Genomic DNA, 22,425 nt, shown 5'->3' on the forward strand with positions numbered 1-22,425 from the left:
CAATCAAAAAGGTGCAAGGTTAAGGAACATGCGCTGCAGCCAGCCCATTTGCTGCGCTTCGTTGATATAGCCATTACCGACATACTCGATGCGCGCGTCCGCCACCTGGGTGGAGATAACGGTGTTACTGGCGCTGATCGTGCGTGGGTTCACGATGCCGGAGAAGCGGATAAACTCAGTCCCCTGGTTAATCGCAATCTGTTTTTCGCCGACAACCGCCAGGTTGCCGTTTTCCAGCACCTGTTTCACCGTCACGGTGATGGTGCCGCTAAAGGTATTTTTCGCCGCCGCGCCGCCTTTCCCGGCGAAGTCATTCGTTCCACTGATCGACGCATCGGCTTTGCCGTTGCCCACCAGACCGGCCATAAAACCGGGTACGCCGGCAACGCCGACATCGGTGGAACCGTCACGCGAGGCACTCGCCGAGGAACTTTTGCTGGCGCTGACATTTTCCTGCAGCGCAATGGTCAGCGTATCGCCGACGTTACGTGGGCGGCGGTCTTCAAACATCGGTTGATAACCATAATTCATCGCCTGCCCTGTCTGAAAAATCGAGCCATTCGCGGTAGCGGCAGCGACCGGTGCAGGCATAGCGGAGGTTTCGCCCCCCACCAACGGTTTTTGCGGGATATAGGCGCAGCCGGTAACTACGGAAATCAGCATAAAGGTCGTTGCAAAACGACAAAGCGTACGTACAGAGCAAGGGTGATTGGTCATCTCATTCACTACAGGTAAAGCAGCCGCGAGCAACGCCCGCGGCCAGGGATCAAAGTTGGGTCAGTCGTTGCAGCATCTGGTCGGAAGTCGACACCGCTTTACTGTTAATTTCGTAGGCGCGCTGTGTCTGGATCATGTTGACCAGCTCTTCTGCGACGTTAACGTTCGAGGTTTCGACGTAGCCCTGTTTCAGGGTTCCCGCGCCGTTTAAACCCGGCGTGGATTCATTCGGTGCGCCAGACGATTGCGTTTCGCGATACAGGTTTTCACCAATGCTTTCGAGACCGGAATCATTGATAAACGAGCTCAGCGTCAGCTGACCCACCTGCTGCGGCGCGGTCTGCCCCGGCACGGTCACGCTGACAATACCGTCGTTACCGATGGTCAGGCTTTGCGCGTCCTGCGGGATGGTGATCGCCGGTTGCACCTGGTAACCGCTGGAGGTCACCAGTTGTCCGTTCTGGTCAAACTGGAACGAACCGTCGCGGGTGTAGGCGGTGGTGCCATCCGGCAACTGTACCTGGAAGAAACCGCTGCCCTGAATAGCGACGTCTTTGCTGTTGTTGGTCTGCGTCAGGCTGCCCTGGCTGTGAATGCGCTCGGTCGCGACCGGGCGAACACCGGTACCCAGCTGTAAACCAGAAGGGATAGTGGTCTGCTCGGAAGACTGCGCGCCCGGCTGGCGTAAGGTCTGATAAATCAGATCTTCAAACACCGCACGCTGGCGTTTAAAGCCGTTGGTGCTGACGTTCGCCAGGTTGTTGGAAATCACATCCATATTGGTTTGCTGGGCTTCGAGGCCGGTTTTCGCAATCCATAAAGAACGGATCATGGTGTTTTTCTCCTTACCGGGGCTTAACCGGCGCTCAGTAACTGGTTAGCTTTTTGTTCGTTATCATCAACGGTGGTGATGACTTTCATGTTCATGTCAAAACCGCGCGCGGTGGCGATCATGTCCACCATCGATTTCACCGGGCTGACGTTGCTGCCTTCCAGCATGCCGGGCATCAGGCGCAGATCGGCATCGGCGGGAAGCACCTGTGCCGCAGCCGGATCGGCGACATGAAACAGACCGTCGTCGCCATGTTTCAGCGTGTTCGGTGTGGCGTTAACCATTTTCAGGCGCGCCACCTGCGCCAGCGCTGAAGGCTCATCCCCTGCGCCCAACGCGGTGATGGTGCCGTCCGCCGCGATAGTCAGTTCCGCCTGCGGCGGTACGGCTACCGGGCCGCCGTCACCGAGTAGCGGCATACCGCGCACCCGCAGCTGGCCTTCGGCATCCACTTCGATGTTGCCATCTTTGGTGTAGCCTTCACTGCCATCGGGCAGTTGCACTGCCAGCCAGCCGTTTTGCGGCATGGCCACATCCAGGCTGCGCCCGGTGGCCTGCATCGCGCCCATGGTGTTGTCACTAAACGGCGTGGATTCCGCCACCATGGTGCGGGTTTCTATCGACGGCCCCTGCACAGGGATCGCGCGAAACGCCGCGATCTGCGCACGAAAACCGGTGGTAGAAGCATTCGCCAGGTTGTTAGAAGTCACCGCCTGGCGGTTAAGGGCCGCGTTCGCGGCCCCCATTGCGGTATAAATCGCGTGATCCATGAAGCGCTACTCTTAACCCAGGTTAACCAGCGTTTGCAGAAGCTCAGACTGAGTCTTGATGGTCTGAGAGTTGGACTGGTAGTTACGCTGGTAAACAATCATGTTCACCATCTCTTTACTCAGATCCACGTTGGACGCTTCCAGCATGTTGCCGCGCAGCGAACCCAGGTTACCGGTGTCGGCAATACCAATCACCGGCTGGCCCGATTCCGGGGTTTCCGTCCAGCAGTTGTTCCCCGCCGACTGGAGGCCGCCCGGGTTGGTGAAGTTGCTCAGCACTACCTGGCCCAGCAGCTGGTTTTCACCGTTGCTGTAGGAGGCGATGATCTGGCCGTTATCACCAACGGTGTAGCCGTTCATCAGTCCCGGCGGGTAGCCGGTGGTGCTTGGGCTGTCCATGGTGTTTTCCGACGCCTGCTGAGAAAGACCGGAAAGATCGAGGTTGAAATTCAGCGCCGCGCCGCCCTGGTAAGCGGCACCCACCACCGGCAGATTCGCCGGGTTGGTGGTGAGCTTGCCGGAGGTATCAAACGTCAGGTTGACGGAGCTGGTGGTGCCCGGCGACGTGGAGTCCACGGAGTAAGCCGTCCACTGGTTATCCGCCGTTTTCACGTAATAGACGTTGATCGCATGCTCGTTGCCCAGGCTGTCATAAGCGTTAACCTGGGTGGAATAGCTGTAAGATTTGCCATCAGCCGGATCGAAAGGCGTTACCGTGACAACGTCGTTACCGGAATTCAGGTTACCGGAAATGGAACCTGCGTCAGAGGCACGCGCCGGCATCTGCCCGGTCGGGATCTGAATCGGTCCTACCGGTGCGCCCTGCTGGATCGCCGGCGGGGTACCCGTTGCCATATAACCGGTCAGGCGCATGCCCTGGTTATTGACGACGTAGCCATTTTCATCGCTCTGGAACTGGCCATTACGGCTGTAAAATACGCGACCCGCTTCGGTCACCATGCGAAAGAAGCCATTGCCCTGGATACCCATATCCAGCGGGCTGCTGCCTGCGCCAAGTACGCCATCGCTGAAGTTCTGGTTCACACCAGCAACCTGTACGCCCATGCCGACCTGAGAACCGGCAAACACATCGGCGAAAGCCACAGAACCTGATTTAAAACCGACCGTTTGTGAGTTGGCGATGTTGTTACCTACAACATCCAGCGCCTGTGAAGAGGCGTTTAATCCACTAAGACCTTGAGAAAAACCCATGTGATAAATTCCTGTGCGCGGGTTGCGCAAAATCCAAACTAAAAATTACTCGATGAGGTAAACGTCACTCAGCGAGGCGGTACCATTAACACCCAGTTGCAGCACCGCCCCTGAGTTGGTGAAGGAGACGCTCTGCACTTTCGCCGGTTTCAGCGCGGTAATGGTTGGCGTGCTGCCGTCGGCGTTGGTGGCCGAGAACGACACTTTGAAGTTCGTGTCGGCCTGCAAGCGCGGATCGCTCGGCTGGAAATCGTCAAAATCATCCAGCGAGTACTGATGCACGCCCGCGTCCACATTTTTCAGCTTCGCGGTATAGGCGTTACCGGCCGGATCGGTCAGCGTGACGGTGACTTCATCCGCCGGGCTGTTCAGGGAAAGCCCGACTTTCTGGTTTCCGCCCTGCGCGGTGGAAACTGAAGGTTCGCCTTCAACCATGATGTCGCGGCCTACCCAGTCAGCGGAGTTCATCTGCTGCATACTGGCGACCAGCGTGCCCATGCTGTTCATGGTGGTGTTGAGCTGCTCGACACCCGCCGCCGTGTTGAACTGCGCCAGCTGAGCAGTCAGCTGGTTGTTGTCCATCGGGCTGGTGGGATCCTGGTTTTTCATCTGCGCAACCAGCAGCGTCATAAAGTTGTTCAGCAAGTCGTCGGCGCTGGAGCCGTTACCAACGCTGGTATTACTGGTGTTATTAGCCCCGGACGACGAGGTGGTTTTCGTCGTCGTGGCGCTTTGGGTCATGACCGGTGAAATTGCCATCGTTTAATCCTTACTGGCCCAGCGTCAGCGTTTTCAGCATCAGGTTCTTCGCCGAGTTCATCACTTCGACGTTGGCCTGGTAGCTGCGGGATGCAGAAATGGTGTTGACCATTTCACCCACCACATCGACGTTCGGCATATGCACATAACCTTTGTCGTCCGCCAGTGGGTTTGCGGGTTCATAAACCAGTCTGTCCGGCGCAGTGGATTCCGTAACGCCGCTCACTTTCACCCCGCCAATCTCCTGACCGGCGGAGTTATCAACATTGAAAACCACCGAACGCGCGCGGTACGGTTTACCATCCGGACCGGCAATACTGTCGGCGTTCGCCATATTGCTGGCACTGACGTTAAGTCTTTTTGATTGGGCAGCCATTGCCGAACCTGAAATATCGAAAACACTAAACAGCGACATGAAAATTATTGACCTTGGTTAAGGGCACTCGTTAAACCTTTTATTTGAGCGCCGAGAATCGTTAGACTCGTCTGATATTTGACATTGTTGTCAGCAAAATTAACGCGTTCACGATCCATATCGACAGTGTTTCCATCAGCTCTTGGCTGATCGGGAATACGATAAAGTAATTGACGATTGTCCGTTTTCGGCGCTACGCCAGGAATATGTTTCCCGGCTGTTAAACTTAGTGTTAATGGATGACGCGTTTCCTGCTGCATTGCATTTTTCAATTCTTTCGAAAAATCAATATCTCGCGCCTTGTATCCCGGCGTATCGGCATTCGCGATATTGGACGCTAAAATATCCTGCCGCCGTGACATCAGGCTTAACGCCTGCTGCTGGAAACGCAATTCATTATCAAGTTTATCAAACATGAAATGACTCGCTTACTTCGAAATTGATTACGGGGCATAGTCTAAGAGACAACCTAATAAATCTATACCTTAAAAATCCGACAGAAGTAGACGCATTTAGCCAATTCACTTTCGCTTAATTTGCCAAAAAGAAGCTTATATTTAAAAGTTGAAATATCAATGCAGTGAAATGCTGTCAAAACTGACGGCATTTAATTGATAAGAAAATAGCCTTCCTGAATTACAATAAAAAAATATTAATCCTATTGCTCTTTTATATTATAAGGCAGGTTTATCCCATTATGCCGCAGTCCCTTATCAGGTCGCTTATCGTGATTTTCGCGCTCTGCAGCCCGTTCTCACCGGCTTTTGCCAGCGCGCCGGAAAATAGCGATCTCGAAGCCAGGATCGCCACCTTGCTGGCCGCGGACAATAAACAAACAGAAAATCAGCCGCAGCTGCGCATTAACATTCTTACCCCAGCGGCCAAACTCGCCGCATTATGCGCACAGCCGGATTTACGCCTTTCTGGCCGCTCCGTGCGCCTGACCGGCCGGCGCAGCGTCATCGCCAGATGCGGTAAAAAACAGCAGTTCATTCAGATTCAGATTAGTGCCACCGGCAGGTACTGGGTGGCAACGCAGACGCTGAAACCGGGGCAGATTATCGGCGCAGAGGATATCCAGCCCGTGAGCGGCGAACTGGATCGTTTACCGGCCGGTTTATTGCTTGATCCGCAGCGCATCATTGGTAGCACGCCCACGCGCATCATCCAGCCGGGGTCGCCGCTGGCGGACAACCAACTGCGCCGCAGCTGGGCGGTGATTGCTAATCGCACTGTCGAGATTACCGCGCCGGGCGACGGTTTTCTGATCCATGCCAAAGGAAAAGCGCTGGATAACGCGGCACTTGATGAAAGCGTCAGAGTACAGACGCGCACTGGCCAGGTGGTGGTCGCCACCGTAACAGGACAAGGCCAAGTGAGCATTAGCATGTCGAACTGATTTCAGTTTTATTTTCCCCGTGCCGATATCTTTAATACAGAGCCACCGCATAGAAAACCAGGATCCGTATGAACATTGAACGCACCCGCCAGGCCACTCCTATTCAGGCAACCGGCACTCAACAACCGCTCGTTGAGACCAGAGTCATGAATGATGAGCCAGCGCAATCGGGGAAAACAGACGCCCAGCAGGCTGGTACGCAGGTCAAACTTAGCCAGCTGACGCAGCAAATAAAAAATGACGGCAGCCGTGATATTGATACGGAACGTCTTGCCGCCATTAAAGCGAAGATGGATGCAGGTGAACTCCACCTGGACAGCGATAAAATCGCCAGCGCGTTGGTACGCGACATCTTTCGATTCTCATAATCTCAACGTGCACGTGAATGATGGAAAACTTACCCGTAATTCTGAACAAACTGTATAAGCTGCTTGGTGAGCTTGAAGCGACCCTGGTGGAAGAAATTGGTCAGCTTAGCCGCGCCCAGATCAACCCGGTTTCGCTGCAAGTGATCTCCGACAACAAGAGCCGTTTGTTGTCGGCGATTAACTTTTATGATGAGCAGCGCAAGCAGGAAGAGAAACAGCATAAGCTGACGTTTCCCTATCCGCGCCATTCAGAACTGGCCACGCTTTGGGATCGTATTACCGTGGTGGTGCGAAAATCGGCTGAGCTCAACCAAAAGAGCTATCAGTTGCTGAACATGCATATGAAGAAGATGAACGACTTCAAAAAGATTGTCAGCCAGACGGCCACCACCACGCAGCTTTATGGCGAAAGCGGAAGCCGCAGCAATGATGCTTCGGGTAATGTTTACCGCATTTCCGTGTAACGCGACGTCTTCTCTGTGCAGCATTCAGCATTAACACCATGTCATGGCGACTTACGCGCCCGTGTTGTTTCCCGCGCCAGGTTCGGAAGTGATTCTCGCTTCCGCGCCTGGTGTGTATCTCTTGCCTGTGCCTGGTGTGTATGTCCTGCCCGTGCCTCACGCGTTGCCCCTGACGCATATTACCTGAACCCTCTTTGCGCGGATTTTCTGCGCATCATCTCCTGTATCCGTTCGGCATAGCCTACCGACGCGGTGATTGACCTTTCTTGCGGGCTGCGGGCTGGTATTTCATTCCATTGGTTTCTTCGGCGTGCTGTCGGGCAGGTGGTCGATGGCTAAGCCAACTCTTTTCTTAACCCGGATCTTCTCTTCTGTGCTGTTAGCTGGCGTTTAGTTTCGGCGTTTTCCTCTGTGTGGCATTCGTGTGCCAAAGTCAGTACCTTTCTTCTGCGCTGTTAGCTGGCATTCGGTTCCGGCGCTTTCTTCTTTGTGGCGTTCGGGCGCGAAAATCAGCGCCTTTCTTCTGTACCGTTAGCTGGCGTTTAGTTCCGGTGTTTACTTCTGCGTGGCGTTCGGGCGCGAAAATCAGCGCCTTTCTTCTGTGCTGCTAACTGGCATTCGGTTCCGGTGTTTACTTCTGCGTGGCGTTCGGGCGCGAAAATCAGCACCTTTCTTCTGTGCTGTTAGCTGATTTCCAGTTCCGGTGTTTTCCTCTGCGTGGCGTTCGGGCGCGAAAATCAGCGCCTTTCTTCTACGCGGTTAGCTGCCGTTTAGTTTCGGTGGTTTACCCTGTGTGGCGTTATGGTATTCATTTTGGCCTTCAGCGCCTGTCCGGACGGCTGAAATTTCCCGATGCGCGCTTGCGTTCTGTTTTACGGCCTTTATCCATAGCACAATCCTCTGTGCGGTTTATTTGACCATCAGCGTTGGTTATCTTCGTACTAGTCTTAGCGATAAACCCGCGCAGAATGCCGCTCCCAGGGCATCCCCTAACAAAAATGTTTCTAAATGTTTCATTAATTCCGACGATGAGTGTGAGGTCAATCGCATTAAAAAACAAAAGCGCTGATTTTGATCCTTTTTTTCCGGTTAAAAATGCTGCCTGATCGGGGGATGACCAGAGTAAATAATTAGCACTTTTTTAATAAGGTTTTTTTGTTCTGTTTTTTTACCCCCGGATATATCAATCGGTAGAAAAAAGGTTATTTACGAACGCATCAAAAATAGAGAAAATACATTCAAGCAATGCAACAGGACGTTTTACCGGTTCATTCTGATTGGTGCTTTGCTTAAATCCCCTCTCGATGAAAGGCGTGATCTTTAGTTGCCATATGTCGGGAAACCTGGTGACTAAACTATATTACTGTGGCAATTAAACAGTACATTAGTTGTCATATGTGATGTAAAACCACTATTTCGATTGCCACCTTGGGTGGCATTTTTTTTGCCTTTTTTTCAGTGCGTTAAGCACGGAAGGTAAGCAGAAAATCAACAAAAACAGGAAACAAGGGAAAGGTCTGCATATTTTTCTCAGCACGCAAGCTGGAAAATTAAAATGCAAAGAGGAGATATAAAAAAGGTAAACGTCAGGAATGGGAATTACTGTAATTCAAAAAAAACAGGAGATATAAAACACCATAAAAATATCCATTTATTATTTTAATGGATATATTCTGATGGTTTTATCTTATTAGCGAAAAAAATAGATGGCAGCGTGTTTGGCAATGACTGCGGAGGCGTATTCTACCGTATCTTTTTTAATCGTCCAGTTTCTGCCGTCTGCGATGTTAACACCACAACCCATTGTTATAGTTAAACTTTATTGCAAAACCACGAAAAAACGATACCACAAGGCAACTTTTAATATCGTCAGCGTTAATTTTCCATGCCAATTTCCGATTTTAAACACCAAAACTAACGAAAATCACGACATTTTAAACCGGAAAAGCTACTCCTGTTGCGGTTGTATGCTCTCGGCAGGCTGCGACTCATCGGTCCATAGCCTTGTGAAATCGGGCCAGCTTTGCGGGTAGCAAAAAACCCCCTGCACGCTGGCGGGCGTTACAAGACGGTAGCGTTGCGCAAGCAGCGGCACGATCCAGCGGCGGTTACTGAGAAAGCGCATCAATCTTTTGACGCGCTGGCTATAGCGCTCAGCAGGTCCGGCATTAATACGATCAAGAATGCTGATCCCGCGCCGCCAGACCGCTTCGCCCCAGAACCAGGCCCACATCACGCTATGACGGTATCGCTCTTCCATGCTGAAAGCATCATGCTGCTCAAAACGCAGAAAACCCATGCACAGATCCTGCTCGGCCCAGTTTTTATCCTGCAACAGCCAGTGCGTCACGCTTATCGGCGTCAACGTTACCTTGCACCCGCGATAACGCAGGCTTTTTGCCAGCTCATCTACCAGTTTGCGCATCTCCGTTGAGCGAAAATAGACAAGATTCAGGCTATCCGGCAACAACGCCTGCACATCCGGCTCGTGGGTTGGCTGCAGCCACTCCGGCAGCGGGCCGAGCGTCTCTTCCCGCTCAATCAACCCCGCGCAAATACAGCGCGTAACGCGCCGGATAAACGCCTGCTGCTGCGCATTTAAACGTCCACGTGCCTGGTTGAAGGTGACGTAGTAGAACGCGTCGGCATTATCCCGTTCGGTCATGGCTTCCGGCGCAATCATCGAATGAGGCGTATCCAGACGCACCAGCGCCGGCAGCGGTGCGACACTGAGCGGCGTGTTGTAAACAATCTCCGACGCCTGCGGTGTTTCACCATACCAGGACGCCGCGCGGGTAAGCACCAGTTGGCTGCTTGAGTGCTCACTCACTTTAAATGGCCCCAGGCCAATGGAGCCGTTGCGCGGATGCGGCAGCGCATAAACCGGGTTTGCCAGCCGGTAAAGCAGCATGTTGTCTCGCTGGCCGAGCTGCATCGTCAGCACATAATTTTCGCATTTCACGTCCATGACATGCGGCAGGCCAGGGCCACCGGCATAACGCTCAAGCGTCTGCCGAAGCTGCTCAGGCAGCACAGGCTCGCCGTTATGCCACACCAGACCGCGACGCAGAATAAAACGCCAGCGCAATCCATCTTCACTGCAGGTGATGGTATGGGCAAGACCGGGGATCGGCGCAACTTGCTCAGGAATATGGCGCGCCAGACCGGCATGCACCATTTGCAAAATATGCCGCCCGGCGCGATCGGTGTGGATGGAAGGAATCGGCGCCAGCAGCGGCCGGTAGAAAGAGATGAAATAGCGAAAGCCATCGCTGGAATAGTGCGGCTGCGCCTGCACGGCCGCCATTTCGGTTTCCGATGCCGGGTACTCACCAGCCACCAGCGTCTCCAGCGCCGCCGCATTCATGCGGCATTGTAGTACGCCAAGCGCGCCGCGCCCCGGGCGGGAATTCCACACCAGCCAGCCCTCCTCCTGCATTTCATGGAGCAAAGAGCGCGCATAGCGCGACGTACAGGCTAATGTATCGGCGATTTGTGCCAACGATACTTCATGGCGGTGGGTATTATAGCGGGTGAGCAGCCGATTATAACGGCGCAGCAAACTCCCTTTTTTAACGGCAGAGTTATAGAGCATTAAGGTTTCCCAGCGTCACACAAGGAAGTTAAAAGATGAGCCATCAGGCCAGAGGAAAGCCTCTTAAATGTAGCATATGAGAAAAAAGCCAGAATCGACGCCGCCGCATTCCGTGCGCTTTATAACCGTCCTCTAAGGGCAGTAATCATATGACAAACAAGGCTAAATGGGTAATTTTCATTTGAAACCCAGCCACTTTTTGTCAGGTTAACCAATTCAGATTTTTCATTGATTTTCTTTTCCAGCACATCATAAAAATGCACATGACGCGCCACGCTTGCCGGGAAAATAACGCTATTTTTTTAAAGCTGCGCGAAACTTTTGCCGGCATTCGAACGAACTGTATATGAGCGTTAACTGACTTCCCCAACTGGAGCGCAACATGATCCCGATGAAAAAACTCGTTCTCAGCCTCACCGCCGCTGCACTGTTAAACATCGCAAATGCCCACGCTGCCCTGCCCACCGGTTCGCAAGCACCGGACTTTAAATTACAAGGCGCGCTGGCCGGAAAACCGCTCACCTTCTCGTTGCAGCAGGCACTGCAAAAAGGCCCGGTGGTGCTCTACTTCTTCCCGGCGGCATTCAGCAAGGGTTGTACCATCGAAGCGCACGCCTTCGCCGAAGCGACGGATGATTTCAAAAAACTGGGCGCAACAGTGGTTGGCGTTACCGCTGGCAACACCGACCAGGTCGATGAATTTTCAAAACTGGAGTGTCGCGACAAATTCACCGTCACCGCCGATCCGGGCGCGAAAGTGGCGGCGCAATATGACACGCTGATGAAAATGAACGGCAAAACCCTCTCGGATCGCACCTCTTATGTGATCGCGCCGGATGGCAAAATCCTGCTGAGCTACACTGACAGAAACCCGGAGACGCATATTCAGAAAACGATGGAAGCGGTGAAACAGTATGCGAACGCGCATTCGTAAACAGCCCCGTTAATGTCGTTATCCATCAGAGAATCGCTATGTTAACCGCCATGCTCGCCGCCTTCGCAGGCGGCATTATTCTCAACTTTATGCCCTGCGTGTTTCCCATCATTTCGCTGAAAGCGCTGGGGCTGCTGCGTCATACGCAACGTCCGGCGCAAACCCGCAAAGAGGGGCTTGGTTTTTTACTCGGCTGTGTGCTGACCATGCTGGCGCTTGCGGGCGTGTTGCTGGCGTTACGCGCCGGGGGAACCGCCGTGGGCTGGGGCTTTCAGTTGCAATCACCGCTGGTGATCGCCTTTCTGGCGCTGGTTATTCTTGGTGCGGCACTCAATTTGCTCGGCGTGTTTGAGGTCGGTCTGTCGGTACAACGCGCCGGCGAGTTAACCATAGAACGCGGGGCATTTCTGCGTGCGGCGCTGACCGGTGCGCTCTCAATCATTGTCGCTACCCCGTGCGCGGCCCCGTTTATGGCGGGTGCCATCGGCTACGCGCTGGTGCAACCGCCCGCCGTGGCGCTGGCGATATTCGTCGCACTGGCGCTCGGTTTTACCGCGCCGTTTACGCTGATTTCACTGTTTCCGGCGCTCGGCAAATGGCTACCGCGCCCCGGCGCGTGGATGAATACGCTAAAACGCGGGCTGGCCTTTCCGATGTTTGGTGCCTTCGGCTGGCTGGTGTGGGTACTGGCGCAACAAGCGGGAACGACGGCGCTGGCGGCTATTCTGGCGGCGGCCGTGGTGGTCAGTTTCGCCGCCTGGCTTTACGGCATGGCGCAGCAGCGTCGGTTCGCCGGGCGCGGTCATAAAGTGCTGTTTGCGCTGACCGCAGCGCTACTGCTGGCCGCGATTGTTCCGCTGCCTTCGGTAGTGCAAAGCGGCGCACCGCTTACGGCGAGCAATACGGTAGAAGAGGTCAAATGGTCGCCGCAAACCGTGGCGGATAATCGCGGCCACGGCAAGGCTATCTTTGTCAATTTCACTGCCTCCTGGTGCATAACCTGCCAGGTAAATGAAAAGACCTCGCTCTCGACACAAGCCGTGAAAGAGGCGCTGGCGAAAACCGGCACGCTGTATATGGTGGCGGATTCGACCAAATTTAATGCTGATATTGATGACGCGCTGAACGAGCTGGGGCAAGGCAGTTTGCCGCTGTATGTGGTCTACCCGGCGGACGGCAGCGCACCGCATATTTTACCGCAGGTGCTGACCCCCTCAATTGTCGTCAACGCGCTCACGCAAGCCAGCGGTAAAAAAACCTGAAGGCGGGATATGGAAAAAAATGAGGCAGCGCGCGACGAATGGCCGCAGCTGATGGCGCTGGCGCAGTCCGGCGACAGTCAGGCCTATACGCGGCTGCTCAAAGCGCTGGTGCCGGTTATCCGCTCGCTTGCGCGCAAACATATCGCCGACGAGGAGCTGGTGGAAGATGTGATTCAGGATGTGCTGCTCACCGTACACCGGGTGCGGCACACCTACGATCCGGGCGCACCTTTTCTGCCATGGCTGATGGCGATAGCCAACGCCCGCGCGGTGGATGCCCTGCGCAAACGCGGTCGCCACCAGCAGCGAGAAATCGCCAGCGAGACGGATATTCCCCTGCCTGCCACCAGCATGGAACCGCCATCACACGACGAGCTGGCAGTGCTGCTGAATCAGCTTCCTGCGCGCCAGCGGGAGGTGGTTGAACATGTTCACCTGCGCGAAATGACGCTGGCAGAAACCGCGACACAGCAAAATTTGACGGTCGCCGCCGTGAAATCTCTGTTGCATCGCGCCCTGAGCAACCTTCGTCGGTTAGGAGCACACCATGGCCGATCATGAACTGTTAATTGAACAACTGGGGCGCTCCATCGCCCCGGTAAAACGCCCCTTCCAGCCGGGCTGGCGGGCGCTAAGCTGGGTGGCGCTCGCGCTGCCCTGCGGGGTTATAGCGGGTTTCGTGCTCAACCGCACGCTAACCGACTGGTCGCAGCCTGGTGCGTGGTGGGCGCTGATGCAGTTGCTGCTGACGTTTATCGCCGGCACGCTGGCGGTGCGTAACGCGTTTTTGTTGAGCATTGCCGGACGCAACGCGCTGGGCTGGAAATGGTTTACACCGCTGGCGGCACTGTGGCTTGCCGGTACGTTCAGTAATCTGCATCTGCACCGCGTGTTGCCGGTAAGTACGGCGGTCGAAGGGCCAAACTGTTATCTGTTTATGGTGACGGTCGGCACGCCGATGGTATTGATAGTGATTGCTTACCTGCGCCGCACGCGCACGCTTTTCCCGGCGCGCAGCCTGGCGGCTGCAGGCGCGGGCGTCGCCTGCATGGCGCTGACGTTGCTTGCCCTTTGCCACCCGACGCACATCAGCCTGGCGGATTTGATGCTGCATATCGCCGCCTTCAGCACCATTGTGCTGGCAACGATAGCGCTGGGCTACAAATGGGTGTCACTGCCGTAATGCGCAGCACGTACTGAACAGTCAGTACGTGCTTACATACTTAGCTTTTTTGCGGGAAGATCCACAGCTGTTCAGCGGGCAGCACCACGCGGTAGTTTTGCTGGTTGCGCTGCTGGGTGCCGTAAACACGGATCGCGAAATCATCGCCGGAGGTGCGGAACAGATACTCCCAGCGATCGCCCAGATACATGCTGGTGAGCATGGGCAAATCCAGCGAGTTATCCTGCGGCGAGTCCGCCAGTCGCAGGCTTTCGACGCGGATCACCGCCGTGCAATCCTGGCCCGCGCGTACGCCCGGCCCGGCAACGCCCCACAGCGCCCAGTTCGCCCCTTCAATCCTCGCCCTGCCGTTACTGACTTCGCTCACCTTGCCGTGCAGCCGGTTGTTGCTGCCCATAAACTCGGCGGTAAACAGCGTCGACGGCGTGGCGTACATCTCCTGCGGCGTACCTTGCTGCTCAATCACCCCGTTGTTGAGCAACAAAATGCGGTCGGAAATCGCCATCGCTTCATTCTGATCGTGCGTCACCATCAGCGCCGATAGCCCCAGTTTGACAATCAGTTCGCGCAGGAAAACCCTCGCCTCTTCACGCAGCTTGGCATCGAGGTTGGAAAGCGGTTCATCGAGCAAAATCACCGGCGGGTTGTAGACCAGCGCCCGGCCAATCGCCACACGCTGCTGCTGGCCGCCGGAAAGCTGGTGCGGATGGCGTTTGCCAAGCGTACCCAGCCCAAGCTGATCCAGCACGGTTTGCACGCGGGTGTTGATTTCCGCCGTACTCACTTTGCGCAGCTTGAGCGGGTAAGCGACATTCTCGAACACCGTTTTATGCGGCCACAATGCGTAGGACTGGAACACCAGGCCAAGATTACGTTCCTCTGCCGGAACTTCACTACGCGGCGTACCGTCGTACACCACGTTATTACCAATGGTGATCCGCCCGTGGGTTGGTTTTTCCAGCCCGGCGACAGCGCGCAGCAGCGTGGTTTTACCGCTGCCGGAAGGGCCAAGTAGCGACACCACTTCGCCGCGTTTCAGCTCCATCGAGACGCCTTTAAGCACCGCGTTATCACCGTAGGTCAAATGCAGGTTTTCTACCGCCAGCTCAATCATGTAATTTCACTCCAAAGCGCAGGGCCACACCAAGACCAATGACCACCAGCAGAATATTGATAAACGACAGCGCGGCGACAATATCAATCGCCCCTGCCGCCCACAGCGACACCAGCATCGAGCCGATGGTTTCCGTCCCGGGCGAGAGCAGATAAACCCCGGTTGAGTATTCGCGCTCAAAAATCAGGAACATCAGCAGCCAGGAGCCAATCAGGCCATAACGCGACAGCGGCACCGTCACATGGCGGGTTACTTGCCCGCTGGTCGCTCCCGTGCTGCGCGCCGCCTCTTCCAGTTCCGGCCCGACCTGCAACAGCGTGGAGGAGATAAGCCGCAGGCCGTAAGCCATCCACACCACGGTGTAGGCCAGCCAGACGCTAAAGATGGTGTTACGCAGCGAGCGCAGCCAGACAATCAGGTTTTCGCGCAGCCACTCGGCCACCGGCAACCCGGAAAGCCAGCCGTTTTTCAGCGACTGATCGAGCCACATCGGTAAAAACAGGAACACCCACAAAAATGCCAGACCGGCCAGCAGCCCAGGTACGGCGCGGGGAACCAGCACGCTGTAATCAAGAAACCGCGTCACGTTATCCTGCTTGCGGTGCATGGCAATGCCGACAAACAGATAACAGATCACCGCCAGCGCGCCACCAAAAATGCCAATCGCCATCGAGTTGACAATGGCGCGCAGCAGGTTGGGTTGCTGCCAGATATTGCGGAAGGTATCGAGCGACACTTCATCCCACAGGGAAACGCCAACCCCCCAGTTGGAGATAAACGCCCGCAGCACGACGCCAATCAACGGAACGCCGATGGTGACCGTCAACCAGGCCACCACCACCGCACCGGCGACCCAGCGCCATTTACCCAGCGGCAGCGCCCGCGCCTGCGAGGCTTTGCCTTTCATGGTGACAAAACGGTTGGCGGTGCGCATCAGGCGGCGTTGCAGCATCACCAGCGGAATAGTGATACAAATCAGCACCACCGCCACCGCTGCCATCAGGTGGTAAGAGGGCGTGCCCAGTTTATTGGTCAGTTTATACAGGTAGGTCGCCAGCACCATGTTGCCTTCCGGATCGCCCAGCACCAGCATCAGGCCGAACACCTCCAGCCCAAGGAAGAACAGCAGAACGCAGGCGTACAAAATTGACGGGCGCACCATCGGCAGGCTGACAGAAGTCATCACCTGCAACGGCGAAGCGCCAACCGTTCGCGCGGCTTCTTCCACGTCAGAACCGACGCTGCGCAGCGCCGAGGAGATATAAAGATAAGCGTGCGGGACGTGCGTTAGCCCGGCAATCACCACGATGCTGAACATCGAATAGATGTTCCATGGCACAAAGCCGATTAACTCCTGCGCCCAGCGCGAGAAAAAGCCCACCGGCCCGGCGGCCACCACGTAGCCAAAGCCGAGCACCATCGGCGAGACAAAAATAGGCACGAGGATCAGCGGCTCAATAAAACGGCGGCCCGGTAAATCGGTGCGCACCATCAAAAACGCCAGAATGCCACCCAGTGGAATAGCGATAAACACCAGGCCAAAAGCGAGGATAAAGCCGGACTTCAGCGCCAGATAAAAATCCGGATCGGTAAAGATAAACTCGAAGGCTTCGAGACTCAGTTCCTTAGAACGGACAAAAAAGGGCGCCGAGAGAAAACTCTGCACCACAATAAATAACAGCGGGATATAGATAACCAGCGCGGTAATTAACACAATGACGCCGCGCGGCAACCCCAGCCATTTTCTGCGCACACTATTCATACATCTTCCCTTTGGTCAGGAACCTCACGCCAACCCGCTGGCTGAGAAAAGGGTTGTGCGCAAAACCGGCGCACAACCGGTCAGGGCGTTATTTAGCGGCAGCAGCGCGCCATTGTTTAATAAATTCCAGACGTTTTTTCGGCTCCAGATACTCCAGCAGCGACTCATCCACCGCAATCGGCTTCAGTGCGTCGCCCAGCTGTTTGGTCATGCCGTCGATGTCGTTTTTGCCTTCAATATCGTTACGCAGCGAGGGGATATCCGCCTGGTTAGCGAGAATGCTCTGCCCTTTTTCCGACAGCACATAGTCAAACCACAGTTTCGCGGCGTTGCTGTGCTCTGCTTCAGCGCTGATAAACGACACGCGCGACAGCACCAGCACGTAATCTTTCGGGTAGGAGATGCCCAGCGAGTTATCCCCCTTCGCGCGCGCTTCGGCGTAGGAGCCCAGAATGTTGTAGCCAATCAGATTTTCGCCGGAAGAGACGCGCTCCATCATCGTGCCGGTGGAGGATTGCACGGTTAAACCGCCCTTCGCCACATCCGCCAGATGGGTGAAATAATCTTTGTCGTGCTTGCTGTCTTCAACCGCGAGCATAAAACCAAGCCCCGATTTTTCGATATCGTAGGTGGTGACTTTATTTTTGAATTTGTCGGTCTGACTGGCGATAAGTTTGCCAAGCGCGGTGTGCGAATCCGGTACGTCGCCCGCCGGGATCAGGCGTTTGTTATAGATAAAGATCACCGGCTCATAGGTGGTGCCATAGGCTTTTTTCTCCCAGACCGCCCACTTGGGCAGTTTATCCAGCTCGGGCGACGCGTATTCAGCCGCATAGTCGGTAGCCAGCTTCAGCGCGGTATCCATTGAGGAGCTCCAGACCACATCGCCACTGCCGCCGCCGGAAGCCTGTTCGCTAAGATAACGGTTGTACAGTTCGGTACTGTTCATATCGTTATATTCCACTTTTATGCCCGGATACTGCGCCTCGAATCCCTTGATCAGCGGGCCTGCGGCTTTGGTATCGGTGGTGGAATAAATAACAACTTTGCCTTCTTTGGTTCCGGCGTCTACGATTTTCTGGTAATCCGCCGGGTACCCCTGAGGCACGGCAGCCAGCGCAGCGCCGGAAAACAGCGCCGCCAGCGCCACGGCCAGAACAGTGAATTTCTTATCCATGAACAAACCCCTTTGGTATCATTTTTTTAAACACAAATTTAACATATAGCGTGCATTTCACCCGCTGCAACGCAGTGGCTTGTTTTTTCCAGGTTTTGTGACGCTGGCGGGATTAAAATTCATGCTGTTGCAGTATGCGGGCATAACGCGGGTTAACGCGCTGGCTGGAAAGGGAAAATGGCGCGAATCTCAGGCGAAAAGTCGGTGGAAGGACATCCCTTGCGGCGAAGGGAATGGCGGGGATTAATCCCCTAAAATTAACGGGCGGTCATATAAGATAATGTGCTGCGGATTTTGCGGATCGTACTTCACGGTCGTGCCGTTGCCCTCGGCAAACCGCACAATTTCACGGCTATCCAGGAACTGAAACACGCTCGCCTGCACCAGTTGCCCCTCGCGGGTTCTGAAGCGCAACACCAGTTCACAATAGACAGAGCGCCTGTCCATCCAGTTGGTGCGTTTAAGGGCAATAATATCGGCATTCGCACCGATGCCGTGTTTCATCACATGGGCTTCGATAAAGAGCTGGCGAACCCAGCGCAGCGCGTAATAAAGCAGAAACGCCGCCAGGGCGACAATGAAGATAAAAACGAAATAAGCCATTGTAAATTTTCTCCGTCGCTGTGTGTCCCACTGCCTGACGTAGCACCTGTGGTGCGGCGGGCAGGATAACGAAATCGACGCACGCTCGCACGCCCTTTCGAAAGCCAAACACCCGTGTTCATTATTTGTTCGCTTTTTCGTCATAAAACGATCATCACCCGTGCTCTTAATGGTCGCCAGTTTAATGAAAAAACCGGAAGACTTATGAACAGCGCGTTGGCAGAAATCTCTGAAGACCACTATTCGTCTCTGCATCAATTAAACACGGTGCCGAAGCAAAAGGTGCTGAGCGTGAAGAACTTACGTAAAGCCTATAACGCGCACCAGACCGTGTTGCATGATATCAGTTTTGATCTGCACAGCGGTGAGATGGTCGGCGTGATTGGACGCTCCGGCGCAGGGAAATCCACGTTGCTGCATGTACTAAACGGCACGCACAGCGCCACCTCTGGCGAAATTCTAAGTTTCCCGGAAGTGGGTACGCCTCGCGATGTCACCCATCTGAAAGGTCGTGCGCTTAATCAGTGGCGCAGCCAGTGCGGCATGATTTTCCAGGACTTCTGCCTGGTGCCGCGCCTCGACGTGCTGACCAATGTGCTGCTCGGCAGGCTGAGCCAGACGTCGACGCTGAAATCTCTGTTTAAAGTCTTTACCGATGAAGACCGCGCCAGAGCAATCGCTTTGCTGGAGTGGCTGAACATGCTGCCGCATGCCTTACAGCGGGCGGAAACGCTTTCCGGCGGTCAGATGCAGCGTGTCGCCATTTGCCGCGCGTTAATCCAAAACCCTTCTCTTTTACTGGCGGACGAACCTGTCGCTTCGCTGGATCCGAAAAATACCCAGCGCATCATGGGCGTATTACGTGAAGTGAGCGAGCAAGGCATCAGCGTGATGGTGAACCTGCACTCCGTGGAGCTGGTGAAAGAGTATTGCACCCGCGTTATCGGCGTTTCCCAGGGACGGATCATTTTTGACGATCACCCCTCCCGGTTAACGCAGGACGTGCTGCAGGTGCTGTACGGCGATGAAATCAGTCAATTGCATTAATTATTCCTTCCAATGAGACGACACAGGCAATGACAATGAAAAAGCATATTTCTGGCGCATTACGTTTATCGGCATTGATGACAGGTCTTCTGCTGGCATGGCAGGCGGCTGCCGCGGAGCAGCCGAAGGAATTAAATCTGGGGATTTTGGGCGGCCAGAACGCAACCCAACAAATTGGTGATAACCAGTGCGTGAAAGAGTTTCTGGATAAAGAGCTCAGCGTGGATACCAAGCTGCGCAACTCGTCTGATTATTCGGGCGTGATTCAGGGTCTGTTGGGCGGAAAAGTCGACGTGGTGCTGAGCATGTCCCCCTCCTCTTACGCATCCGTGTATATCAATAACCCGAAAGCCGTGGATATCGTCGGGATCGCGGTGGATGACAAAGATCAATCGCGCGGTTACCACTCGGTGGTGATCGTGAAAGCCGACAGCCCGTACAAAAAACTGGAAGATCTGAAAGGTAAAGCGTTTGGCTTCGCCGATCCGGATTCCACTTCCGGTTACCTGATCCCGAACTACGCCTTCAAACAGAAGTTTGGCGGTAACGCGGACAATAAATACAACAACTACTTCTCCAGCGTCACCTTCTCCGGTGGTCACGAGCAGGACATCCTCGGCGTGCTGAACGGCCAGTTCGCGGGCGCTGTCACCTGGACTTCGATGGTCGGCGATTACAACTCAGGCTACAGCGTCGGGGCGTTTAACCGTCTGATCCGCATGGATCACCCGAACCTGATGAAAGAGATCCGCATCATCTGGGAATCGCCGCTGATCCCGAACGGCCCGATTCTGGTGAGCAACAGCCTGCCGGCGGATTTCAAAGCCAAAGTGATTACCGCGGTTAAAAAACTGGATACCGATAACCACGCCTGCTTCGTGAAAGCGATGGGCGGTACGCAGCATATCGGCCCAGGCAGCGTGGATGACTTTAAACAGATTATCGAGATGAAACGCGAACTGGTTACCGCACGCTAATCCTTCGCCGCATCGATTCTCCGGCCCCTGCGTAAAAACCAGGGGCTTTTATTCGATGGTCATACAGGATCTCCCGCTACGCATGAACATGTCGAATACGCAGTTTGAGCACTACTATCAGCAAGTCCGAATGCGCCAGAAGCGCGACACTGTCGCCTGGTCGCTGGTGCTGCTGGCGCTCTATTTCGCCGCCGGTAACGCGGCAGAATTCAATCTCGCCACCATCTGGCACTCGCTGCCGAACTTTATGGATTACATGCTGGAAACGGTGCCGACGCTGCACTGGCCGGTGCTGTTTGCCGACAGCCACACCAAAGGCTCGCTGGCGTACTGGGGCTACCGTTTGCCGATCCAGCTCCCGCTGATTTGGGAAACCCTGCAACTGGCGCTGGCTGCAACGCTGGTTTCATTCGCCATTGCCGTCGTGCTGGCTTTTCTGGCGGCGGGCAACACCTGGTCTCCGCCGCCGGTACGTTTTGCCGTGCGTACGCTGGTCGCATTTTTGCGTACCATGCCGGAACTGGCGTGGGCGGTGATCTTCGTGATGGCGTTTGGCATCGGGGCGATCCCCGGATTTCTGGCACTGGCGCTGCACACCGTTGGCAGCCTGACCAAGCTGTTTTATGAAGCAGTCGAGAGCACGCATGACAGACCGGTGCGCGGGCTGGCCTCCTGCGGCGCGACACGTTTGCAACGCATTCGCTTCGCGCTGTGGCCGCAGGTGAAACCGATTTTTCTCTCTTATGGCTTTATGCGCCTCGAAATTAACTTTCGCTCCTCGACCATTCTTGGGCTGGTCGGTGCGGGCGGCATCGGCCAGGAGCTGATGACCAACATCAAACTCGACCGTTACGATCAGGTCAGCATCACACTGTTGCTGATTATTATCGTCGTTTTCGTGCTCGATACGCTCTCTGGCCGCTTGCGCCAGTGGGTGCTGGAGGGGAAAAAATGACCAACTGGCAAGCCGTACCGAATGTGGAATTGAGCCGCAAATTAAACCGAAAACTGTTCCAGGCGCAGGGGCGTTATCTGCGCCGCCTCGGGCTTATCGCCCTTGCCGTGCTGCTCTATTACGTGTGGTTCTTTATGCAGTTCGGCATTCCTGTTGAACAGGCGCTGACCGGCATGCAGCAAATCGGCCGTTATATTTTGCGCATGTTCGTCTGGCATGATTTCCTCAACTGGCCGTTTGGTTACTACTTCACGCAGATTGGCATTACGCTGGCGATTGTCTTTGCCGGCACAACGACCGCCACACTATTCGCACTGTTGTTGTCGTTTTTTGCCGCGCGCAACATCATGAAAGGCGGCATTGCGGGCGTTATCGCTTTTTTCGTGCGCCGCCTGTTCGATATGTTGCGCGGCATTGATATGGCGATCTGGGGGCTGATTTTTGTGCGCGCCGTCGGGCTTGGTCCGCTTGCCGGGGTGCTGGCGATCATCATGCAGGACACCGGCTTGCTCGGCCGGCTGTACGCCGAAAGCCACGAAGCGGTGGATCGCTCGCCAGGGCGCGGCTTAACCGCCGTGGGCGCGGGCGGCTTGCAGAAACACCGCTTCAGCACTTTTACCCAATCTTTCCCGACATTTCTGGCGCTGAGCCTGTATCAAATTGAGTCCAACACCCGCTCGGCAGCGGTGCTCGGTTTTGTTGGCGCGGGCGGGATTGGTTTGATTTACGCCGAGAATATGCGGTTGTGGAACTGGGATGTGGTGATGTTTATCACCGTGATTCTGGTGGCGGTAGTGATGCTGATGGATAGCGCGTCGGCCTGGCTGCGCCGACGCTATATTACCGGCAAGACAGTGCCGCTGTTTAAACCCGAGTAAGT

Annotated in this window: 23 protein-coding genes; 11 read left to right on the forward strand and 12 right to left on the reverse strand. The window is 55.0% G+C overall.

The genetic code is table 11. The annotated features are described in order from the left end of the window. Positions 1-3: 3 nt before the first annotated feature. From RT644_RS18440 to flgB, 7 genes are all read right to left on the reverse strand, one after another. The gene (locus RT644_RS18440) at positions 4-663 is read right to left on the reverse strand and encodes a flagellar basal body L-ring protein FlgH (protein WP_020454863.1); all 660 of its coding nucleotides are present in this window, start codon (positions 661-663) and stop codon (positions 4-6) included. 103 nt (positions 664-766) lie between these two features. Further along, on the reverse strand, positions 767-1,549 hold the full coding sequence (flgG, locus tag RT644_RS18445) for a flagellar basal-body rod protein FlgG (RefSeq protein WP_017459383.1): 783 nt from the start codon (positions 1,547-1,549) through the stop codon (positions 767-769). A gap of 23 nt (positions 1,550-1,572) precedes the next feature. Further along, positions 1,573-2,319, reverse strand: coding sequence for a flagellar basal body rod protein FlgF (locus RT644_RS18450; protein WP_020454864.1), 747 nt, complete (start codon positions 2,317-2,319; stop codon positions 1,573-1,575). A 12-nt stretch (positions 2,320-2,331) separates the two neighbouring features. Beyond that, positions 2,332-3,531: a flagellar hook protein FlgE gene (gene flgE / locus RT644_RS18455; RefSeq protein ID WP_020454865.1), complete on the reverse strand. Its 1,200-nt coding sequence runs from the start codon at positions 3,529-3,531 to the stop codon at positions 2,332-2,334. A 45-nt stretch (positions 3,532-3,576) separates the two neighbouring features. Continuing rightward, a complete protein-coding gene (locus tag RT644_RS18460) occupies positions 3,577-4,290 on the reverse strand; it encodes a flagellar hook assembly protein FlgD (protein WP_160269001.1) in 714 nt (237 codons plus the stop codon). Positions 4,291-4,300: 10 nt separating this feature from the next. Next, on the reverse strand, positions 4,301-4,705 hold the full coding sequence (gene flgC, locus RT644_RS18465; protein WP_020454867.1) for a flagellar basal body rod protein FlgC: 405 nt from the start codon (positions 4,703-4,705) through the stop codon (positions 4,301-4,303). Positions 4,706-4,710: 5 nt separating this feature from the next. Then, complete coding sequence (gene flgB / locus RT644_RS18470; RefSeq protein WP_017459378.1) at positions 4,711-5,121, reverse strand: flagellar basal body rod protein FlgB; 411 nt, start codon at positions 5,119-5,121, stop codon at positions 4,711-4,713. Between the two features lie 281 nt (positions 5,122-5,402). On the opposite strand from flgB, the gene flgA reads away from it, so the two are divergent. From flgA to RT644_RS18485, 3 genes are all read left to right on the forward strand, one after another. Then, positions 5,403-6,104 (forward strand): flagellar basal body P-ring formation chaperone FlgA, encoded by a 702-nt coding sequence (gene flgA / locus RT644_RS18475; RefSeq protein WP_313627498.1) that lies wholly within the window; start codon positions 5,403-5,405, stop codon positions 6,102-6,104. A gap of 68 nt (positions 6,105-6,172) precedes the next feature. After that, on the forward strand, positions 6,173-6,472 hold the full coding sequence (gene flgM / locus RT644_RS18480) for a flagellar biosynthesis anti-sigma factor FlgM (RefSeq protein ID WP_020454869.1): 300 nt from the start codon (positions 6,173-6,175) through the stop codon (positions 6,470-6,472). Between the two features lie 17 nt (positions 6,473-6,489). Continuing rightward, entirely contained in the window at positions 6,490-6,936 is a 447-nt protein-coding gene (locus RT644_RS18485; protein ID WP_020454870.1) for a flagella synthesis protein FlgN, read from the forward strand. Between the two features lie 1,948 nt (positions 6,937-8,884). Here the strand turns inward: RT644_RS18485 and RT644_RS18490 are convergent. After that, the gene (locus RT644_RS18490; protein WP_020454872.1) at positions 8,885-10,531 is read right to left on the reverse strand and encodes an SgrR family transcriptional regulator; all 1,647 of its coding nucleotides are present in this window, start codon (positions 10,529-10,531) and stop codon (positions 8,885-8,887) included. A gap of 382 nt (positions 10,532-10,913) precedes the next feature. Here RT644_RS18490 and RT644_RS18495 point away from each other — a divergent pair, with 382 nt between their 5' ends. Genes RT644_RS18495 through RT644_RS18510 form a run of 4 tightly spaced genes read left to right on the forward strand, consistent with a single transcriptional unit; the run spans position 10,914 to position 13,910 of the window. Next, positions 10,914-11,465 carry a peroxiredoxin gene (locus RT644_RS18495; RefSeq protein ID WP_313627501.1) on the forward strand — a complete coding sequence of 184 codons (552 nt, stop codon included), beginning with the start codon at positions 10,914-10,916 and terminating at the stop codon, positions 11,463-11,465. Between the two features lie 38 nt (positions 11,466-11,503). Then, positions 11,504-12,727: a protein-disulfide reductase DsbD family protein gene (locus tag RT644_RS18500; RefSeq protein WP_045510846.1), complete on the forward strand. Its 1,224-nt coding sequence runs from the start codon at positions 11,504-11,506 to the stop codon at positions 12,725-12,727. Positions 12,728-12,736: 9 nt separating this feature from the next. Next, positions 12,737-13,288: a sigma-70 family RNA polymerase sigma factor gene (locus RT644_RS18505; protein ID WP_313627504.1), complete on the forward strand. Its 552-nt coding sequence runs from the start codon at positions 12,737-12,739 to the stop codon at positions 13,286-13,288. Further along, a complete protein-coding gene (locus tag RT644_RS18510) occupies positions 13,275-13,910 on the forward strand; it encodes a DUF1109 domain-containing protein (RefSeq protein WP_313627506.1) in 636 nt (211 codons plus the stop codon). The genes RT644_RS18505 and RT644_RS18510 overlap by 14 nt, the downstream gene beginning before the upstream one ends. 40 nt (positions 13,911-13,950) lie before the next feature. Here RT644_RS18510 and RT644_RS18515 read toward each other — a convergent pair whose 3' ends face one another. The 4 genes from RT644_RS18515 to RT644_RS18530 all read right to left on the reverse strand — a co-directional run bounded on the left by RT644_RS18515 (position 13,951) and on the right by RT644_RS18530 (position 18,566). Beyond that, positions 13,951-15,024, reverse strand: a complete 1,074-nt coding sequence (locus RT644_RS18515) for an ABC transporter ATP-binding protein (protein WP_020454877.1) — start codon at positions 15,022-15,024, stop codon at positions 13,951-13,953. Further along, positions 15,017-16,786: an iron ABC transporter permease gene (locus RT644_RS18520; protein ID WP_313627508.1), complete on the reverse strand. Its 1,770-nt coding sequence runs from the start codon at positions 16,784-16,786 to the stop codon at positions 15,017-15,019. Before RT644_RS18520 ends, RT644_RS18515 begins: the two co-directional genes overlap by 8 nt. Positions 16,787-16,874: 88 nt before the next feature. Next, positions 16,875-17,963, reverse strand: a complete 1,089-nt coding sequence (locus RT644_RS18525; protein WP_020454879.1) for an ABC transporter substrate-binding protein — start codon at positions 17,961-17,963, stop codon at positions 16,875-16,877. 243 nt (positions 17,964-18,206) lie between these two features. Continuing rightward, entirely contained in the window at positions 18,207-18,566 is a 360-nt protein-coding gene (locus RT644_RS18530) for a DUF3592 domain-containing protein (protein ID WP_313627512.1), read from the reverse strand. 204 nt (positions 18,567-18,770) lie between these two features. Between RT644_RS18530 and phnC the strand changes: the two genes are divergently transcribed. The 4 genes from phnC to phnE (RT644_RS18550) all read left to right on the forward strand — a co-directional run bounded on the left by phnC (position 18,771) and on the right by phnE (RT644_RS18550) (position 22,423). Continuing rightward, the gene (phnC, locus tag RT644_RS18535) at positions 18,771-19,613 is read left to right on the forward strand and encodes a phosphonate ABC transporter ATP-binding protein (RefSeq protein ID WP_097407959.1); all 843 of its coding nucleotides are present in this window, start codon (positions 18,771-18,773) and stop codon (positions 19,611-19,613) included. A gap of 35 nt (positions 19,614-19,648) precedes the next feature. After that, on the forward strand, positions 19,649-20,590 hold the full coding sequence (phnD, locus tag RT644_RS18540; RefSeq protein ID WP_020454882.1) for a phosphonate ABC transporter substrate-binding protein: 942 nt from the start codon (positions 19,649-19,651) through the stop codon (positions 20,588-20,590). Positions 20,591-20,672: 82 nt separating this feature from the next. Further along, positions 20,673-21,545, forward strand: coding sequence for a phosphonate ABC transporter, permease protein PhnE (phnE, locus tag RT644_RS18545; RefSeq protein WP_313627566.1), 873 nt, complete (start codon positions 20,673-20,675; stop codon positions 21,543-21,545). Continuing rightward, a complete protein-coding gene (gene phnE / locus RT644_RS18550) occupies positions 21,542-22,423 on the forward strand; it encodes a phosphonate ABC transporter, permease protein PhnE (protein ID WP_269231914.1) in 882 nt (293 codons plus the stop codon). The genes phnE (RT644_RS18545) and phnE (RT644_RS18550) overlap by 4 nt, the downstream gene beginning before the upstream one ends. Positions 22,424-22,425 lie beyond the last annotated feature (2 nt).

The organism is Kosakonia sp. (assembly GCF_032104925.1).
Taxonomy (GTDB): domain Bacteria; phylum Pseudomonadota; class Gammaproteobacteria; order Enterobacterales; family Enterobacteriaceae; genus Kosakonia.

Excerpts from the sequence above, each read along its gene's own strand:
- RT644_RS18490 (WP_020454872.1), bottom strand. The coding sequence starts at position 10,531 with ATGCTCTATAACTCTGCCGTTAAAAAAGGGAGTTTGCTGCGCCGTTAT.
- RT644_RS18500 (WP_045510846.1), top strand. The coding sequence starts at position 11,504 with ATGTTAACCGCCATGCTCGCCGCCTTCGCAGGCGGCATTATTCTCAAC.
- RT644_RS18525 (WP_020454879.1), bottom strand. The coding sequence starts at position 17,963 with ATGGATAAGAAATTCACTGTTCTGGCCGTGGCGCTGGCGGCGCTGTTT.
- RT644_RS18510 (WP_313627506.1), top strand. The coding sequence starts at position 13,275 with ATGGCCGATCATGAACTGTTAATTGAACAACTGGGGCGCTCCATCGCC.
- RT644_RS18450 (WP_020454864.1), bottom strand. The coding sequence starts at position 2,319 with ATGGATCACGCGATTTATACCGCAATGGGGGCCGCGAACGCGGCCCTT.
- phnE (WP_313627566.1), top strand. The coding sequence starts at position 20,673 with ATGAACATGTCGAATACGCAGTTTGAGCACTACTATCAGCAAGTCCGA.
- flgB (WP_017459378.1), bottom strand. The coding sequence starts at position 5,121 with ATGTTTGATAAACTTGATAATGAATTGCGTTTCCAGCAGCAGGCGTTA.
- flgM (WP_020454869.1), top strand. The coding sequence starts at position 6,173 with ATGAACATTGAACGCACCCGCCAGGCCACTCCTATTCAGGCAACCGGC.
- phnC (WP_097407959.1), top strand. The coding sequence starts at position 18,771 with ATGAACAGCGCGTTGGCAGAAATCTCTGAAGACCACTATTCGTCTCTG.
- RT644_RS18440 (WP_020454863.1), bottom strand. The coding sequence starts at position 663 with ATGCTGATTTCCGTAGTTACCGGCTGCGCCTATATCCCGCAAAAACCG.
- flgE (WP_020454865.1), bottom strand. The coding sequence starts at position 3,531 with ATGGGTTTTTCTCAAGGTCTTAGTGGATTAAACGCCTCTTCACAGGCG.
- flgC (WP_020454867.1), bottom strand. The coding sequence starts at position 4,705 with ATGTCGCTGTTTAGTGTTTTCGATATTTCAGGTTCGGCAATGGCTGCC.
- RT644_RS18505 (WP_313627504.1), top strand. The coding sequence starts at position 12,737 with ATGGAAAAAAATGAGGCAGCGCGCGACGAATGGCCGCAGCTGATGGCG.
- RT644_RS18520 (WP_313627508.1), bottom strand. The coding sequence starts at position 16,786 with ATGAATAGTGTGCGCAGAAAATGGCTGGGGTTGCCGCGCGGCGTCATT.
- RT644_RS18460 (WP_160269001.1), bottom strand. The coding sequence starts at position 4,290 with ATGGCAATTTCACCGGTCATGACCCAAAGCGCCACGACGACGAAAACC.
- RT644_RS18530 (WP_313627512.1), bottom strand. The coding sequence starts at position 18,566 with ATGGCTTATTTCGTTTTTATCTTCATTGTCGCCCTGGCGGCGTTTCTG.
- RT644_RS18495 (WP_313627501.1), top strand. The coding sequence starts at position 10,914 with ATGATCCCGATGAAAAAACTCGTTCTCAGCCTCACCGCCGCTGCACTG.
- phnE (WP_269231914.1), top strand. The coding sequence starts at position 21,542 with ATGACCAACTGGCAAGCCGTACCGAATGTGGAATTGAGCCGCAAATTA.
- flgG (WP_017459383.1), bottom strand. The coding sequence starts at position 1,549 with ATGATCCGTTCTTTATGGATTGCGAAAACCGGCCTCGAAGCCCAGCAA.
- RT644_RS18515 (WP_020454877.1), bottom strand. The coding sequence starts at position 15,024 with ATGATTGAGCTGGCGGTAGAAAACCTGCATTTGACCTACGGTGATAAC.
- flgA (WP_313627498.1), top strand. The coding sequence starts at position 5,403 with ATGCCGCAGTCCCTTATCAGGTCGCTTATCGTGATTTTCGCGCTCTGC.
- phnD (WP_020454882.1), top strand. The coding sequence starts at position 19,649 with ATGAAAAAGCATATTTCTGGCGCATTACGTTTATCGGCATTGATGACA.
- RT644_RS18485 (WP_020454870.1), top strand. The coding sequence starts at position 6,490 with ATGATGGAAAACTTACCCGTAATTCTGAACAAACTGTATAAGCTGCTT.